The sequence below is a fragment of the Lysinibacillus sp. FJAT-14745 genome, assembly GCF_001275675.1.
In the GTDB taxonomy this organism is placed as follows: Bacteria; Bacillota; Bacilli; order Bacillales_A; family Planococcaceae; genus Lysinibacillus.
On the sequence record NZ_LITM01000003.1, the window covers coordinates 74,324 to 90,355 of the forward strand.

At 37.4% G+C, this 16,032-nt stretch carries 17 protein-coding genes and 1 tRNA gene; 5 read left to right on the forward strand and 13 right to left on the reverse strand.

The genetic code is table 11. The annotated features are described in order from the left end of the window. Positions 1-235: 235 nt before the first annotated feature. A complete protein-coding gene (locus AMS59_RS05985; protein ID WP_053482849.1) occupies positions 236-595 on the reverse strand; it encodes a DUF779 domain-containing protein in 360 nt (119 codons plus the stop codon). A gap of 21 nt (positions 596-616) precedes the next feature. Beyond that, the gene (gene adh / locus AMS59_RS05990; protein ID WP_053482850.1) at positions 617-2,137 is read right to left on the reverse strand and encodes an aldehyde dehydrogenase; all 1,521 of its coding nucleotides are present in this window, start codon (positions 2,135-2,137) and stop codon (positions 617-619) included. 357 nt (positions 2,138-2,494) lie between these two features. Here adh and rluF point away from each other — a divergent pair, with 357 nt between their 5' ends. Both rluF and AMS59_RS24885 read left to right on the forward strand, forming a co-directional pair. Then, the gene (gene rluF, locus AMS59_RS05995) at positions 2,495-3,196 is read left to right on the forward strand and encodes a 23S rRNA pseudouridine(2604) synthase RluF (protein WP_053482851.1); all 702 of its coding nucleotides are present in this window, start codon (positions 2,495-2,497) and stop codon (positions 3,194-3,196) included. 78 nt (positions 3,197-3,274) lie between these two features. Then, on the forward strand, positions 3,275-3,436 hold the full coding sequence (locus AMS59_RS24885) for a hypothetical protein (RefSeq protein ID WP_156304571.1): 162 nt from the start codon (positions 3,275-3,277) through the stop codon (positions 3,434-3,436). A gap of 72 nt (positions 3,437-3,508) precedes the next feature. Here the strand turns inward: AMS59_RS24885 and AMS59_RS06000 are convergent, their stop codons facing one another. The 8 genes from AMS59_RS06000 to AMS59_RS25765 all read right to left on the reverse strand — a co-directional run bounded on the left by AMS59_RS06000 (position 3,509) and on the right by AMS59_RS25765 (position 10,691). Next, positions 3,509-4,003: a cupin domain-containing protein gene (locus tag AMS59_RS06000; protein ID WP_053482852.1), complete on the reverse strand. Its 495-nt coding sequence runs from the start codon at positions 4,001-4,003 to the stop codon at positions 3,509-3,511. A 534-nt stretch (positions 4,004-4,537) separates the two neighbouring features. Beyond that, entirely contained in the window at positions 4,538-5,245 is a 708-nt protein-coding gene (locus AMS59_RS06005; RefSeq protein ID WP_049662752.1) for an ABC transporter ATP-binding protein, read from the reverse strand. Continuing rightward, complete coding sequence (locus AMS59_RS06010) at positions 5,245-6,024, reverse strand: ABC transporter ATP-binding protein (RefSeq protein WP_053482853.1); 780 nt, start codon at positions 6,022-6,024, stop codon at positions 5,245-5,247. Before AMS59_RS06010 ends, AMS59_RS06005 begins: the two co-directional genes overlap by 1 nt. Next, positions 6,024-6,959 (reverse strand): branched-chain amino acid ABC transporter permease, encoded by a 936-nt coding sequence (locus AMS59_RS06015; protein WP_053482854.1) that lies wholly within the window; start codon positions 6,957-6,959, stop codon positions 6,024-6,026. The genes AMS59_RS06010 and AMS59_RS06015 overlap by 1 nt, the downstream gene beginning before the upstream one ends. A 13-nt stretch (positions 6,960-6,972) precedes the next feature. Beyond that, entirely contained in the window at positions 6,973-7,848 is an 876-nt protein-coding gene (locus AMS59_RS06020) for a branched-chain amino acid ABC transporter permease (protein ID WP_053482855.1), read from the reverse strand. 164 nt (positions 7,849-8,012) lie between these two features. Next, positions 8,013-9,236 carry an ABC transporter substrate-binding protein gene (locus AMS59_RS06025; RefSeq protein WP_053482856.1) on the reverse strand — a complete coding sequence of 408 codons (1,224 nt, stop codon included), beginning with the start codon at positions 9,234-9,236 and terminating at the stop codon, positions 8,013-8,015. Positions 9,237-9,728: 492 nt separating this feature from the next. After that, positions 9,729-10,331 (reverse strand): SAM-dependent methyltransferase, encoded by a 603-nt coding sequence (locus AMS59_RS06030; protein ID WP_053482857.1) that lies wholly within the window; start codon positions 10,329-10,331, stop codon positions 9,729-9,731. Between the two features lie 78 nt (positions 10,332-10,409). Next, positions 10,410-10,691 (reverse strand): CotH kinase family protein, encoded by a 282-nt coding sequence (locus AMS59_RS25765; protein WP_234007702.1) that lies wholly within the window; start codon positions 10,689-10,691, stop codon positions 10,410-10,412. A 234-nt stretch (positions 10,692-10,925) separates the two neighbouring features. Here AMS59_RS25765 and AMS59_RS06035 point away from each other — a divergent pair, with 234 nt between their 5' ends. Beyond that, positions 10,926-11,261, forward strand: a complete 336-nt coding sequence (locus AMS59_RS06035) for a heme oxygenase (protein WP_053482858.1) — start codon at positions 10,926-10,928, stop codon at positions 11,259-11,261. A 123-nt stretch (positions 11,262-11,384) separates the two neighbouring features. Here the strand turns inward: AMS59_RS06035 and AMS59_RS06040 are convergent, their stop codons facing one another. Next, positions 11,385-12,401, reverse strand: a complete 1,017-nt coding sequence (locus AMS59_RS06040) for a YeiH family protein (protein WP_053482859.1) — start codon at positions 12,399-12,401, stop codon at positions 11,385-11,387. A gap of 113 nt (positions 12,402-12,514) precedes the next feature. On the opposite strand from AMS59_RS06040, the gene AMS59_RS06045 reads away from it, so the two are divergent. Then, positions 12,515-13,396, forward strand: a complete 882-nt coding sequence (locus AMS59_RS06045; RefSeq protein WP_053482860.1) for a LysR family transcriptional regulator — start codon at positions 12,515-12,517, stop codon at positions 13,394-13,396. Positions 13,397-13,414: 18 nt separating this feature from the next. On the opposite strand, the gene AMS59_RS06050 is transcribed toward AMS59_RS06045, so the two are convergent. After that, on the reverse strand, positions 13,415-14,335 hold the full coding sequence (locus AMS59_RS06050; RefSeq protein WP_053482861.1) for a LysR family transcriptional regulator: 921 nt from the start codon (positions 14,333-14,335) through the stop codon (positions 13,415-13,417). Between the two features lie 229 nt (positions 14,336-14,564). On the opposite strand from AMS59_RS06050, the gene AMS59_RS06055 reads away from it, so the two are divergent. Further along, a complete protein-coding gene (locus AMS59_RS06055) occupies positions 14,565-15,755 on the forward strand; it encodes a coenzyme F420-0:L-glutamate ligase (protein ID WP_053482862.1) in 1,191 nt (396 codons plus the stop codon). A gap of 131 nt (positions 15,756-15,886) precedes the next feature. Here AMS59_RS06055 and AMS59_RS24900 read toward each other — a convergent pair. Beyond that, a tRNA-OTHER gene (locus AMS59_RS24900) sits at positions 15,887-15,961 on the reverse strand. Positions 15,962-16,032: the final 71 nt, after the last annotated feature.

The following is a 16,032-nucleotide window of genomic DNA, read 5'->3' on the forward strand; positions in this document are numbered from 1 at the left end:
GATTGAAATGACCAGTAGAGAGTCCTTATTCGAAACCTAACAAGATTGATTACGATTATTTTGGTATTACGTAATACATACACTTTTCCAGAAAAATGAACATAGAAAAACAGCAGCAATACTTTTTGCCGCTGTCTCTAAAAGCAATCAATTATGCCTCGGCATAATTGCATCCGGAGGCTTTAACATCTGTAACTGTCGTTTCACTTACGTTACAAAAAACATTTGAAAGAAGTTAAATTAACCCTAATTCCTTTAACTCCTCTGTTGAAAAGGCTCTTGACCTTGTTAAGAATCGTTTACCTTCGACGCCTTCAAGTGAAAACATACCACCTCTACCATCGACAACGTCCAAGATTATTTGTGTATGCTTCCAATAGTCATATTGATTTTTATGCATATAGAAGGGAGCACCACCAATCTCTCCTAGGCAAACATCTTGATCACCTAATAGTAAGTCGCCCTCTGGATAACACATTGGCGAAGAGCCGTCGCAGCATCCACCTGATTGATGAAATATAACAGGTCCATGCTTTTCTTTCAATAATTCGATTAGTGCTAGCGCTTCTTCTGTTGCTATAACACGTTCGACCACGCTCATGCACCTCCCTATTGATCAGAAGAAACCAAGTTTGTTTTCGCTGTAGCTAACTAATAGGTTTTTCGTTTGCTGATAATGCGCTAACATCATCTTATGGTTTTCACGACCAACACCCGACATTTTATAACCACCGAACGCCGCATGTGCAGGATAAGCATGGTAGCAGTTTGTCCAAACGCGCCCTGCTTGAATACCTCGACCGAAGCGATAAGCTGTATTCATATCACGTGTCCATACACCTGCACCTAGACCGTATAATGTGTCATTCGCAATTTCCAACGCTTCTTCTTTTGTTTTAAATGTTGTTACAGCAACAACTGGCCCGAAAATTTCTTCTTGGAAAATACGCATTTTATTGTGCCCTTTGAAGACAGTTGGCTTAATGTAGTAGCCATTTTCAAAGCCTGATCCTACATTATTTTTCTCTCCTCCAATTAGACATTCGGCACCTTCTTGCTTACCAATATCTAAGTAAGAAAGGATTTTTTCCATTTGCTCACTTGAAGCTTGCGCACCCATCATCGTATTCGGATCAAGTGGATTCCCAACTTTAATCGCTTCAACACGCTGTAAAACACGCTCCATAAATTTATCGTAAATAGATTCTTGAATTAATGCACGAGAAGGACATGTACATACTTCACCTTGGTTTAATGCGAATAATACAAAGCCCTCAACTGCTTTATCTAAAAAGGCATCATCTTCGTCCATAATATCCTCAAAGAAGATGTTTGGCGATTTGCCGCCCAATTCTAATGTAACTGGAATAAGGTTTTGTGAAGCATATTGCATAATTAAGCGACCTGTCGTTGTCTCACCAGTAAAGGCAATTTTACCGATGCGTGGATTCGATGCTAGTGGCTTCCCTGCCTCTAAGCCAAAGCCATTGACAACATTTAGTACACCTGCTGGCAATAAATCTTCTATTAATTCAACGAGCACCATAATCGAAGTTGGTGTTTGCTCTGCAGGTTTTAACACTACACAGTTTCCAGCTGCAAGTGCAGGTGCTAACTTCCAAACAGCCATTAATAACGGGAAGTTCCAAGGGATAATTTGACCTACTACCCCAATTGGCTCATGGAAATGATAAGCGACAGTATCATTATCGATTTGACTTACTGCGCCTTCTTGTGCACGTAAAGCTCCCGCAAAATAACGGAAATGATCAATGGCAAGAGGGATATCTGCATTTAATGTCTCACGTACCGCTTTTCCGTTATCCCATGTTTCGGCAACGGCTAACTTTTCTAAGTTTTGTTCTATGCGATCCGCAATTTTAAGTAAAATGTTTGCACGCTCTGTTGCGGATGTTTTTCCCCATGCATCTTTTGCGGCATATGCTGCATCAAGTGCAAATTCAATATCCTCAGCAGTAGAACGAGCTACTTGTGTAAAAACTTGTCCAGTAACAGGTGTAACATTGTCAAAGTATTGTCCTTTCACTGGAGGTGTCCATTCCCCACCAATGTAATTATTATATTTCTCTTTGAATTGAACTACCGACCCTTCAGCGTTTGGAAATGCATAAACCATTTTACTTCTCCCCTTTACACAAAATAATGAGAAAATAATCTACAAATATCGTTATTTTTTATCGAAATAACGATATTTTCATAGACACCCTCTTACTCAATATATTGTCAGAAACGAAAAATAATTTCAACTTTTTTAAATATTTTTAAATTAACACTAAAATCTTTACAAGTAGGTTGCTATGAAAGCACATGGAACGAAGTATGAGTGAAGAAGAGACTCACGAAAAACATTTTCCTGGAGTGGATTGTGTAAGCTGTGGCGAAGAGCTATTTTTGCTAGAAAAGCTTCTAAGATTCACGGTGTGACCAACTATAATGTATACTTAAAAATAATATAAATGTATAGGAGAACAGTATGCGCATTAATAAATATTTGAGTGAAACAGGTATCGTATCTCGTCGCGGTGCGGATAAATGGGTAGAAGAAGGTAAAGTAACAATTAATGGTGAACTTGCTACAGTCGGTAGTCAAGTAGAAGCTGGTGATCTGGTTTGTGTTGATGGAAAAGAGGTAAAGAAAGAAGAACAGCTCGTATATATTGCCTTAAACAAACCAGTAGGAATTACAAGTACAACTGAACGTCATATAAAAGGAAATGTCGTTGATTTTGTCAATCACCCTCTTCGCATTTTCCATATTGGACGGCTAGATAAAGAGTCAGAAGGGCTATTATTACTGACAAATGATGGTGACATCGTCAATAAAATTTTACGTGCGGAAAACCATCACGAAAAAGAATATATCGTGCAAGTTGATAAACCTATTACGGAGCAATTCATCAAAAAAATGGGGGCCGGTGTAGATATTTTAGATACTACAACCCTACCTTGTTATGTCGAAAAAATATCTGATAAAGTCTTTAAAATCGTTTTAGAGCAAGGTTTAAATCGTCAAATACGTCGTATGTGTTCAGCACTTGGCTACTCCGTTAAGCGTCTACAACGCATTCGTATTATGAATATTAAGCTTGGCAATTTAAAAGTTGGACAGTGGCGCGATTTAACAGATAAAGAACGAACAGAACTATTCAGACTACTTAAATACACACCAAAATAAAGCACTTTAAGGGGATTGAACTATGCTGTCAATTCGAAGTACTGAGCCGTTAACAGGAGCACGTATTAGCGGCGATTTTTGGGATTTAGACATTTAGCAGCGTTTGCTCTCCGATTAATGTTAGAAGACGATGAGTATGTAATACTAAAATCACAACTCATGGAAGCGGCGATTACTACAAAAAAATCGTTACATGAAATCGAAATTAAAGCTAAATATCCAGAAACTATTTCGTGGTAAATAGGAAGCGCCGTCTCAACTAATTTTGAGACGGCTACTTTTCTTCTAATCAATTATGCCTGCTAAAATAAGTTAAATTTTCGTGTAAGCCATTTTTCGAATAACTTCCTCGTGCTGTGGATAGTCAGCTAAAAGCTCATCTTGTGTAAATAATTCGAAGTCTTCAAAATCAAAGCCTGGTGCAACCATACAGCCTACTAAACTATATGTATCTGCATCCTCTACGGATGAGCCAAATATAGTATTTTTCGGTACTGCTAGTTGTGGTACTTCTCCTGCCTCAACATTTAACCCAAGCTTCTTCGCCTCATATATACCATCCGGGAAAATCATATGGACTGTTAGCGGACTGCCAGCATGATAATACCAAAGCTCGTCCGATTTCAAGCGATGCAAATGAGATATATCTTGTGAACGAAGTAAGAAATAAATACTCGTATAAATTGGTCTTTGTACATCCCTTACAGCCATATCTTCAGATGCTCTAAATGAGGATATATAATACCCTCCCTCTGGATGCTCTGCTAAATTTAATTTCTCAATAAAATACTGTGCTGAATACTTCATAAAACATCACTCCTTTCGTCCACATTACCAAATAATAAACGACGAATGCTACTGCTATTTCGTCGATCTGAACATTCTACTTCGTTTTGGCCTTTCTTTCTTGTCGCTTTGACTTCTTTCCGTCACTTTGATCATTCCTTCCGTCGTTTTGCCCTTTCTTTCCGTCACCTTGGCTGTTCTTTCCGCCGCTCTAGTCTTTCTTTCCGTCGCTTTGACTTCTTTCCGTCGCTTTGATCATTCCTTCCGTCGTTTTGCCCTTTCTTTCCGTCACCTTGACTGTTCTTTCCGTCGCTCTAGTCTTTCCATCCATCGCTTTGACTTCTTTCCGTCGCTTTGATCATTCCTTCCGTCGTTTTGCCCCTTCTTTCCGTCACCTTGACTGTTCTTCCCGTCGCTCTAGTCTTTCCTTCCGTCGCTTTGACTTCTTTCCGTCGCCTTAGCCTTTTTTATCCTTCACTTTAACTGGTCTATCCGTCTTTTTTACTCCCTTCGCTCATAAAAAAGACGCCTCAGAAATTGAGACGTCTTCTCCCTCTATAAACCACCTAAATAAGCTGCCTTTACTTGTTCACTCTCTTGAAGCTCTTTTGCTGTCCCTGATAATACTATACGTCCCGTTTCAAGTACGTACGCACGATTTGCTACTGATAAGGCCATATTCGCATTTTGCTCAACAAGTAATACGGTTGTACCCTCTTTGTTGACTTGCTCAATAATATTAAAAATATTTTTTACCATGAGTGGCGCAAGCCCCATTGAAGGTTCATCCATTAATAACAATTTTGGTTTTGCCATTAATGCTCGCCCCATCGCTAGCATCTGTTGCTCACCACCAGATAATGTACCTGATTGCTGTTTACGACGCTCCAAAAGACGTGGGAATAATTCATACACATGATCCAGATCTTTTTTGATGCCAGCTTTATCGTTACGAAGATATGCCCCTAGCTCTAAGTTTTCTTCAACGGACATATTGGCAAAAACACGGCGCCCCTCTGGAACATGTGAAATGCCTGATTTTACAATTGTCTGTGCAGCCTTCCCTGCGATAGAGAAGCCTTCATATTCAATGATGCCACCCTTTGGTTTTAATAAGCCTGACAATGTTTTTAATAATGTACTTTTACCAGCACCGTTTGCACCAATTAACGTTACGATTTCACCCTCATTTACTTCTAAAGAGAGGCCCTTTAATGCTTGAATGTTACCGTAAAATACATCTATATTTTGTACTTTTAACATTAGCTGATAACCTCCTCGCCAAGGTAAGCTTCAATTACCTTTGGATTGTTGCGAATTTCTTCTGGTGTCCCATCAGCGATTAATTGACCGTGATCGAGCACGTATATACGTTCACAAATCCCCATAACTAAGCTCATATCATGCTCAATTAGAAGAATTGTTAAGCCAAATTCTTTACGAATAAACGCTATTAATTCCATTAAATCATGCGTCTCCTGCGGGTTCATCCCTGCTGCTGGCTCATCTAATAAAAGCAACTTAGGATTCGCAGCTAGGGCGCGAGCAATTTCTAAACGGCGTTGCATCCCATAAGGTAAATTTTTCGCAAGCTCATCCTTATAAACATCTAAGCCAAAGATCTTTAGAAACGCAATAGATTGATGCTCCATTTCTGCCTCACCTTTAAAATGATTCGGCAAGCGGAAAATAGAAGACCACATGGAATGCTTTGCAAGCGAATGGTTCGCTACCTTAACATTATCTAAAACAGATAGCTCTTTAAATAAACGAATATTTTGGAATGTACGGCTAATACCTTTTTGTGTTACTTGATAGGGTGCAAGCCCGTTCAACTTTGTACCGTCAAATGTAATCGTGCCTTCAGTTGGCTTATACACTCCGGTAAGCATGTTAAAACTTGTTGTTTTACCAGCACCATTAGGCCCTATAAGACCCACTAGTTCTCCTTGATTTAGGTACATATTAACGCCCTGTACCGCCTTTAAACCACCGAATTGAATGCCCATGTTTTCAACATTGATAAGAAGGTCTCCAGTCATTATTTTGTACCTCCTTTTTTACCAAACTTAAATAAATCCGTAACTTCTTTAGTTCCCATCAAACCTGTTGGACGGTATAGCATTACGACTATTAATACTAAACTGTAAATAATCATACGTGTTTCTGGGAAGTTTGCTAGATATGCTGAGACTACTGTTAAGAAAACTGCAGCTATGACAGATCCTGAAAGACTTCCTAAGCCCCCAAGAACTACATAGATTAAAATATCAAATGATTTTAAGAAACCGAAAGTTGTCGGTTGAATAATGTAAAAGTTATGTGCAAAAATGGCCCCTGCAAGACCAGCAAAGAAGGAACCAATCGCGAAAGCTACAACTTTATAGTAGGTTGTGTTAATACCCATTGCATCTGCCGCAATTTCGTCCTCACGAATCGAGATACATGCACGTCCATGACGAGAATTCGTAAAGTTTGAGATGACTAGAATTGTTAGAACAACACCGATGAATGCATAAGTCCAGTTTGATAAATATAGAACCTGCATCCCAGCCGCGCCACCAACATAGTCCGTATTTAAAAAGATAATACGTATAATCTCCGCAAAGCCTAGCGTTGCAATCGCTAAGTAGTCACCCTTTAAGCGTAATGTTGGAATTCCTACGATTAAACCTGCTACTGCTGCTGCAAGTGCCCCTAAGAAAATTGCTAATGGAAACGGAAGCATTAATTTAGTTGTAATAATGGCAGAAACATATGCCCCTACCGCTAAGAAGCCGGCATGCCCAATCGAGAACTGACCAGTAATCCCAATAACGATGTGCAAGCTGACCGCAAGCATGATGTTAATACACATTGTAATCAACATATTTTGATAGTAAATATCGAGAATGTTCGTTGAAATAAGCACCTGAACAACTGCATAGATGACTAGCGCTAATACGGCATAGCCCCAGAAAACTTTAGACTTTTTCATAATCACCGCTCACCTACACTTTCTCACGGGCATTTTTACCAAAGATACCCGATGGTCTAAAGATTAAAATTAAAATTAAAATAACGAATGCCGCTGCATCACGCCATAGAGAGAAACCAAGTGCACTTACTAATGATTCCACAACACCAAGCAACATACCGCCAACCATGGCACCAGGAATAATACCAATACCGCCAAGTACTGCCGCAATGAATGCTTTAACCCCTGGAATAACACCCATTAATGGATCGATTTTTGTATAGTAAACACCAAAGATAACACCTGCTGCACCAGCTAGAGCAGAACCAATTGCGAATGTCGCTGAAATTGTATTATCTACATTAATGCCCATTAAACGTGCTGCATCGGCATCATGAGAAACCGCACGCATCGCTTTCCCGATTTTTGTTTTATGTACGATGAATTGTAAAAGAACCATCAGTACAATTGCGACAGATAAAATTAATATTGATGTACTACTGATTTGAACACCGAAAACATCAAATGATTTATTAGTAATGACATCAGGATATGCCGCAGGTTGCGCACCTCTGAAGAAAATAGTCGTATATTCGATTAATAGTGATACACCGATTGCAGTAATTAAAGCCGCAATACGCGTGGCATTTCGCAAACGCTTATAAGCAATACGTTCAATTAAAACACCAAAGATTGCACAGACCACCATCGCTAATAACAGTGCTGGAAAGAAGCCAAGCTCCCATTTAGCAATTGCATAAAAGCCAATAAATGCCCCAATCATGAAGACATCGCCGTGGGCAAAGTTAATTAGCTTAATAATTCCGTATACCATCGTATACCCTAGCGCTATTAATGCGTAGATACTACCTAGTGAAATACCATTCACAAGCTGCTGTATCCATTCCATGAGCGTTCACTCCTTTTTATTTTTTGAAAAATGCAAAAATAGACTTACTTCTATATGTTATTATTGAAAATAGAGTAAATTGTGTCCTCTTAAAAAATTTTTTACTTAGTCTATAAAACTAAAAGGGAAGGCGTGTTTACCCGCCTCCCCTTGCCTAGAAAACATTAAGGATTAACTTTAGAGTTGAACACTTGTTTACCGTCTTTAAATTCAAGAACTGTTGCTGTTTTAATTGGGTTATGATTTTTGTCAACCGAGAAAGTACCTGTTACTAAAGAAAGATCTTTTGTGTCAGCTAAAGCCTTTTTAATAGCTTCCCCATCTGTAGAGCCTGCGCGCTTAATAGCATCAGCAATGTAGTAAATTGAGTCATAGCCAAGTGCATTGAATGCATCTGGTGCTTTATCATTGTTCGCTGCTTTAAACGCTTTTACGAAGTCTTGAATTTTTTGATCTGGGTCTTCTGCAGAGTAGTGGTTGGTGATGTATGTGTTATTTAACGCTTTCGCACCGGCTAGCTCTACTAATGTTGGTGAATCCCAGCCATCAGCCCCCATCAGTGGTACATCGATACCCATTTCACGCGCTTGTTTAACAATTAAACCGACCTCTTCATAGTATCCTGGGATAAAAATAAAGTCTGGCTTCTCACCTTTAATATTTGTTAATTGTGTACGGAAATCAGTATCCTTCGCTACATACGCTTCTTCCTTTACAACTTTCCCGCCATTTTTTGTAATTGTTTCTTTAAATGATTTTGCTAAACCTTTTGCATAATCAGATGCGTTGTCCGCAAAAATAGCTACATTTTTAGCTTTCAATTCATTAGAAGCGAAGTTTGCTGCTACAATCCCTTGGAATGGGTCGATGAAACAAGTACGGAATGCATACTCATTAACGCTACCATCATCATTAACTGTAATGTTTGGAGCTGTACCAGAGCCCGTAACGATTGGAATTTTATTGCTGTTTGCAATTTGAACAGTAGCAACTGTATTACCAGAAGTTGCTGGTGCTAGCATTGCTACTACTTTATCTTGTGTTGCTAGTTTAAGAGCTGCTGCAGTAGCCTCTGAGTTTTCAGACTTGTTATCTACTTTAATAAGCTCAATTTTTTTACCGCCGATTCCGCCCTTATCGTTAATTTCTTTCACTGCAAGGTCTGCACCTACACCAATCGAAGAACCATAGGAAGCTACGTTACCTGATAGCTCTAAGTTTGCACCGATTTTAATCGTATCACCGTCAGAAGAACCGCCACCGCCTGATGATGATCCTCCTCCTGAACTTGAACTACCTCCGTTACCACAGCCAGCAAGAACGCCTGCAAGTAGTGAAGATGCAACTAGAAGTGAGCCAAACTTTTTAAGCTTTTTGTTCTCTCTCATAATTATATTCCCCCTAAGTTTTTTCAAATATTAGATATTTCTGATAATTATAAACAATCCATGACATTTCCTCAATAACAAAAATATCCAAAATAATAATTTATAACTATCTATAACTAAATCAATATATTATTCAATTAAACCTTTTACATTGTAAAACATTCTTTATATTTAGTCTAGAGTGATTTTTCAGTATAATTAGTAATTTAAGAATTATCTATTAATTTAAAATGAATATTAATATAAAATTATCATTTCCGATTATTTTTTTACGATAAAATCTCGTTACAAAAAGTCCTTTTTTCGAAAATTGCTAGTTCTAGGATATAAGGCACTAAAACGTTCTCGGGAAGTATTAATTTGGAATTATCATTAACTATTTATTCCCAGGGAAATAAAGTAACATTCGATCATAATAAGATTATTTTTTCTAATTTATCTTAGTCTTTAAATCTTATTAAAAAAACTTAGAGCTGGATTATTTCTACAGCTCTAAGCTTTTTTCAATGCAAATACACAGAGGCGTTCGTTAATATTTGTTTCATTTTCAAGATGAACCTCATGTATTAATTCAAAAGGCGTCCCATGATGTAGAAACTGTAAATAATCATACGGTGGGTAGTATAAAATAATATGAATTTCACGCATATGCTGTTCATAAGACTTCCATATATTATGAATAACTGTACGGAAAATATGGATTGAAAACGGATTGAAAAAAAAGAAAACCGTGTCGCCTGGTTGAATAGCATAGTCCTCCGCTATTGTATGAATAAAGGAAATCGGAGCTTGAGCACTCTTTTTTTGAAGATAGCCCCTTCTATTATTCTCAGCCTCTGCATAAAAACCTGCATCCATTTCTACCCCAATTGTCGGAATATGAAATTTATCATGTACATAAATAGGGACTCTCCCTTTTCCACATCCCATATCGATAAACACTGGATTATCAGGCATTTCATATTCCGAAAATAATTGTTCTAAGCCAACATACGGTGTTGGTTCATAGCGATGGTAATGAGCTAGTTTAGGGAAGCCGTATTGTTCGCCCACTGTGTTAATATGCAAATATTTATCAAATTGATGTTCATTCATACTATTACTCCTAAAAAAAGAATGATTCATTTTAGCACGATAAACAGCAAAAACCATACTTAAAAGTTTTGGATATGGTTATTTTTTAACGACCTCTTCGGTTAAATTTAAAAACAAAGACAAGTTCCCCAGGCAGCTGCTTAAAAATAGATTCCCGCTTCTATAAACTGTTCTGTTGTAGAGAATTTTCGTAGGATCCACTTCCACATACGTTGTTAATAGCAATGCTAATTTTTTGGTAATGTTTTGTACGTTATCTTCTGTTAAGTAATTAGTTGCTATCACTTCTAAATAGCCTTCATATTTAGCACGATACTCTTCATTGAAAAGTAAGGCGTTTAATAGCGGCCGCGCCTCTATATCATCGGATTATGTCAATTAAATGTCAGAACCTACTGAGTCTGTTCATTCATATAGTGGCGTATATTTCTTTATTTAGGTCTTGGTTCATACATTTAAAATATCGAGCTATTTGCAATTTACATTGCTCTTCTATTGACAAGGTCTTCCTAGGCGAATTATTATTGATTGCGAATGATAATCATTGACGATTCATTCGTATAGTTAACTAAAAAATGATTAGGGGGAAAAAGTATGATTATTGTTACAAATCGTATTCAAGTAAAACCCGGCTTTGCTGCAAAAATGGCACCGAACTTTACAAAGCCAGGACCTCTACAACAGTTTGAAGGCTTCCATAAAGTGGAGGTATTAGTTTCAACTGATGATCCGACTTATGACGAAATGAGCGTCAATATGTACTGGGAGTCTAAGGAGCATTTCCAAGCTTGGCGTAACAGCGATGCATTCGCTGCAGCTCATCACCGTCCTGGACAAGGCTCTGAGGGAGGAAAACCTGAAAACAGTCCAATGATTGGTAGCAAAATAGTTATAGCTGAATTAGCTTCTTCAATTGAGGCATCACGCTAATTTTCGATTTGTATACCATAACTCCACTATTTATGAGGTAGTAGGATAAAAACTAAAACATCTTCTGATTCTATCTAAAAAATCCTGCATTTTCGAAAATGCAGGATTTTTTTCAATTCTTTATTACATGAAAATAACTAAAACATAGCCTAGTATTGATAAGCAAACCGAACCGATAAGTCCTGCAATAAACGCTTTTACGCCTAATTGTTTAAAGGTTTTTATGTCTACATTTAAACCTAGTCCAGCCATCGCCATCCCAATTAAAATATAAGCGATATTTACAAATGCTTGCGCTACATTAGCTGGTACAATCCCTAACGAATTAATAGCACTCATCGCTAAAAACCCAAGAATAAACCATGGAATGATCGACAGTGAAAACCCTTCTTTTTCCTGCTCCTTATCATTTCTTCGATATAAAATACCGATGACTATCGCTACTGGTACAAGCAATGCAACACGTGTTAGCTTCACAATAACTGCCATATCAATGGCTTCATTTCCACCAGCTGAGGCCGCTGCAATAACATGAGCAATTTCATGCAGGGTGCCTCCCGCAAAAATACCATATTCAGTAGGAGTTAAATTAAATACAGAGTATAACACTGTGTAGACTAATGTGAATACAGTCCCTAGTAATGCGACTATCGCTGCGCCCACTGCCGTTTCTTTTTCATTTGCTTTAATTTGAGGAGCAATGGCAACAACAGCAGCAGCTCCACATATGGCTGTGCCACAAGCTGTTAATATACCTAGCTTCTTATCAACATGAAATACCTTCGTTAAGCCATATACAACCACTAAAGCAAATACCAGATTAATCAACGCAATAAGAAAGACACTCGCGCCAGCATTGTAAATATCCGCTAAATTTAAACGCATACCTAGAAAAATAATGCCGAGGCGTAATAATTTTTTACTTGAAAATGTTATGCCTGTTTGCCAAGAATCCTGCACCTTAAAGGCCGCTCTCCAAGCCATACCTAATATAATGGCAATGACAAGCTGTCCTAATATTGAGAAAAACGGAAATGTCGAAATATACTTTGCTACTAAGGCAATAATGAGTGTCAACACTATCCCCTTCATAAACGCTGAGGTTAGGAAACTTTTTAACCTATGCTGGCCATTATCCATGTTGTTCACTTCTTTCATCCTTGATGATTATTACTTTATTAAAAAGTTAACCATCAGTAAAATACATATATATAATTGTAATTATTAATATTTCTAATGATAGGAGTGATACTATGCAATTTGATGCTTTAAAAACATTCATCACATTGGTGGAGGTCAATAATTTTACGAAGGCCTCCGAAATACTTCATATTTCACAGCCAAGTGTCAGTTTACACATTAAAAACTTAGAGCAAGAATTTCAAACGACCTTATTTATCCGTTCACCAAAATCTGTTCAAATCACACCAACTGGAGAAATTTTATATAAACGAGCTAAGCAAATGATGGCAATCGCGGAGGCGGCAAAGGAAGATATTTTAACCTATCATCATGAAATTCAAGGTACACTTGTAATTGGCGCTAGCTTTACAATTGGCGAATATATATTGCCTCCTATCATAGCGAGCTTGCAGCAGCAATTCCCTCAACTAGAGCTTCAAGTTATTATCGGCAATACGAAGGAAATCATTCAATATACAAAATTGTTACAAGTCGATATCGGTCTTATTGAAGGACAGGCACATGACCATGAACTTATTATTAAACCGTTTATGCAAGATGAGTTATTTATTGTCAGTACGAGTAATCACCCTCTTGCCATGGAGGCAACTATTACGGTTACGGACTTACAGCAGCAGAATTGGGTTGCACGTGAAGAAGGCTCTGGCACACGTTATTATTTAGATCATTTATTTAGAGCAAATGGGCTCCAAGTAGGTTCACTTCTTACTATTAGCAGCAATCAAGGTGTGAAAGAAAGCGTTATTCAAGGGCTTGGACTTTCATTACTGTCTGCTAGTGTCATTGAGCGTGAATTAAAAAATGACGATATAAAAATCTTACCTCTCAAGGAACAGCATTTTATACGAACATTTTCTTATTTGTACTCACCTACAATGAAAAACAAACGCAATGTTGACATTCTTATAGAGGCACTATTAAAAAAAGCTTAGCGGGTTAAGCCGCTAAGCTCACTTTATAATTCTTGGATTTAGACGTTTACGTTCCTGCTTTTGCTCAATAATTTCTACAAATTTCAACGCTGCTCGAGATAAAGGTACGCTTTTCAAATAACACATGCCAATGCTTCGTGTTGGTATACTTTCTGTTAATGTTAGCTCATATAAAAACCCTCGCTGCAAATAATCATTAGAAAATTCTTTCGTTACACAAGCAATCCCTAAATTACTGCGTGCAAATTCCAGCACTAGATCATGTGAACCAAGCTCAAACTCAGGTTCAATGAAGATCCCTCTTGTAAATAAATAATCTTCTACATACTTTCTTGAATTTGATTTTTTCTCTAAAAAAATAAGTGGAAACTTTAACAGATCCTCAAAGCTTAAACTTTTTGATGCTAACGTTTTGTACTTCTCGCCGCATACAAAAATATCCTGAACCTCTGTGCAAGCAGTTAACTGTAATGTCTGATCTTCTATCGGAAAATTACAAAGTCCTATATCAACCTCACCAGATTTAATAAAGTTACAAATTTCCGAAGTCGTTCCATTTAACATTTGTAATTTTATATTTGGGTACATTGTATGAAACGTCTCTAGATAAGGCATTAAAAAGAAACGCGAAATAGTGTCCCCTACCCCAATTTTCAACTGACCTGTTGTTAAATTTTTGAATTCTAGCAACTTCTCCTCACCAGCATCTAAAAGACCTAACGCTGAATTTGTATACTCATATAAAAGTTTACCCTCAGTTGTTAACGTCACTCCTTTAGGTGTGCGATTAAAGAGACGTGTACCTAGCTCCTTTTCTAATTGCATCATAGCTTGGCTAACAGCTGGTTGAGTCATATATAAATATTTAGCCGCACTTGAAAAGCTATTATTTTTAGCAACAATACTAAAAACGCGATATAAATCTAATTTTCCTATCATATAAGCACCTCTTATAGCTATTATACGAACTATTAATTTTACTTATATCATTAAAGGGGCGTATAGTAAAATCATATTGGTTTAATTTCACAATATTTAACTTTTTTCAGTGGGCGAAAAGGAATCGGTAAGGGGGCTTTGCGAAGCTCCTACAGCCGATTCCAGACGCAATTATGCCGAGGCATAACTATTAATCATACATTTATCTATTTAATAAGGAGAGATTATTTTGGAACGTGTAGTTGGTACAGTAGTAAGAGGTCTTCGTGGTCCAATTATTAACGAAGGCGATAATATTGAGCAAATCGTTGTTGATACGGTATTAAATGCAGCAAAGACTGAAGGCTATTCCATTGAAGATCGTGACATTGTCACAGTAACAGAATCTGTCGTAGCGCGTGCACAAGGTAACTATGCATCCATTGATGACATCGCAACTGACGTAGCTGCTAAATTTGGTGACGATACTGTTGGTGTTATTTTCCCAATTCTAAGCCGTAATCGTTTCGCTAACTGCTTACGTGGTATTGCTAAAGGCGTAAAAAAAGTTGTACTTATGCTTAGCTACCCATCTGATGAGGTTGGGAATCACCTAGTTGATATCGATGAGCTAGATGTAAAAGGGATTAATCCTTGGACTGATACTTTAACAGAGATTGATTTCCGTGAGCATTTCGGCTATAAAAAACATACATTTACAGGTGTAGATTATATTGAATATTATAAAGAACTAATCGAAGCTGAAGGCGCTTCTTGTGAAGTTATTTTTTCAAATAACCCAAAAACAATTTTAGATTTTACGAAGAGTGTTTTAACTTGTGATATTCATACACGCTTACGTACAAAACGTATTTTAATGGCAAATGGCGCTGAAAAAGTATACAGTCTTGATAATATTTTATCTGAATCTAATAATGGTTCAGGCTTTAATGCGGAGTATGGTCTACTTGGTTCAAATAAAGCTACTGAAGATAGCGTAAAATTATTCCCACATACTTGCCAACCGATTGTTGATGGCATCCAAGCAAAAATCAAAGAGGCTACTGGTAAAACAGTTGAAGTAATGGTTTATGGTGATGGTGCATTCAAAGATCCTGTAGGTAAGATTTGGGAGTTAGCTGACCCGGTTGTTTCTCCAGCTTTCACTGCTGGATTAGATGGCACGCCAAACGAAGTAAAACTAAAATATTTAGCAGATAACGATTTTGCGGATCTTCGTGGCGAAGAATTAAAAGCAGCAATTTCTGAGTATATCCAAAACAAAGATGAAGATTTAACTGGGAAAATGGCTGCTCAAGGTACAACGCCTCGTCGTTTAACAGACCTAATTGGCTCTCTTTCAGACTTAACTTCAGGTTCAGGTGACAAAGGAACACCGATGATTTATATTCAAGGTTATTTCGATAACTATACAAAGTAAAAAGCTATAAAAAAGAACGCCCATTTTACATTATGGGCGTTCTTTTATTAAAAGTGAACCTGCTTCAATGTCGACGCTATGTCCACAAAATTGCAAACAGGTAAACCCCTTTTTTCAATTATGTCATTTAGTGAGGATGACAGGAATCGAACCTGTAAGACCCTATTCTGTAAAGAGAGGGACACGCTGCCATTGCATACTTCCTCATATTCATTATTTATTATTTATTATTAATTTCATGTATAGAATTACATTGTTCTCAGTCCTTTTTTTATAG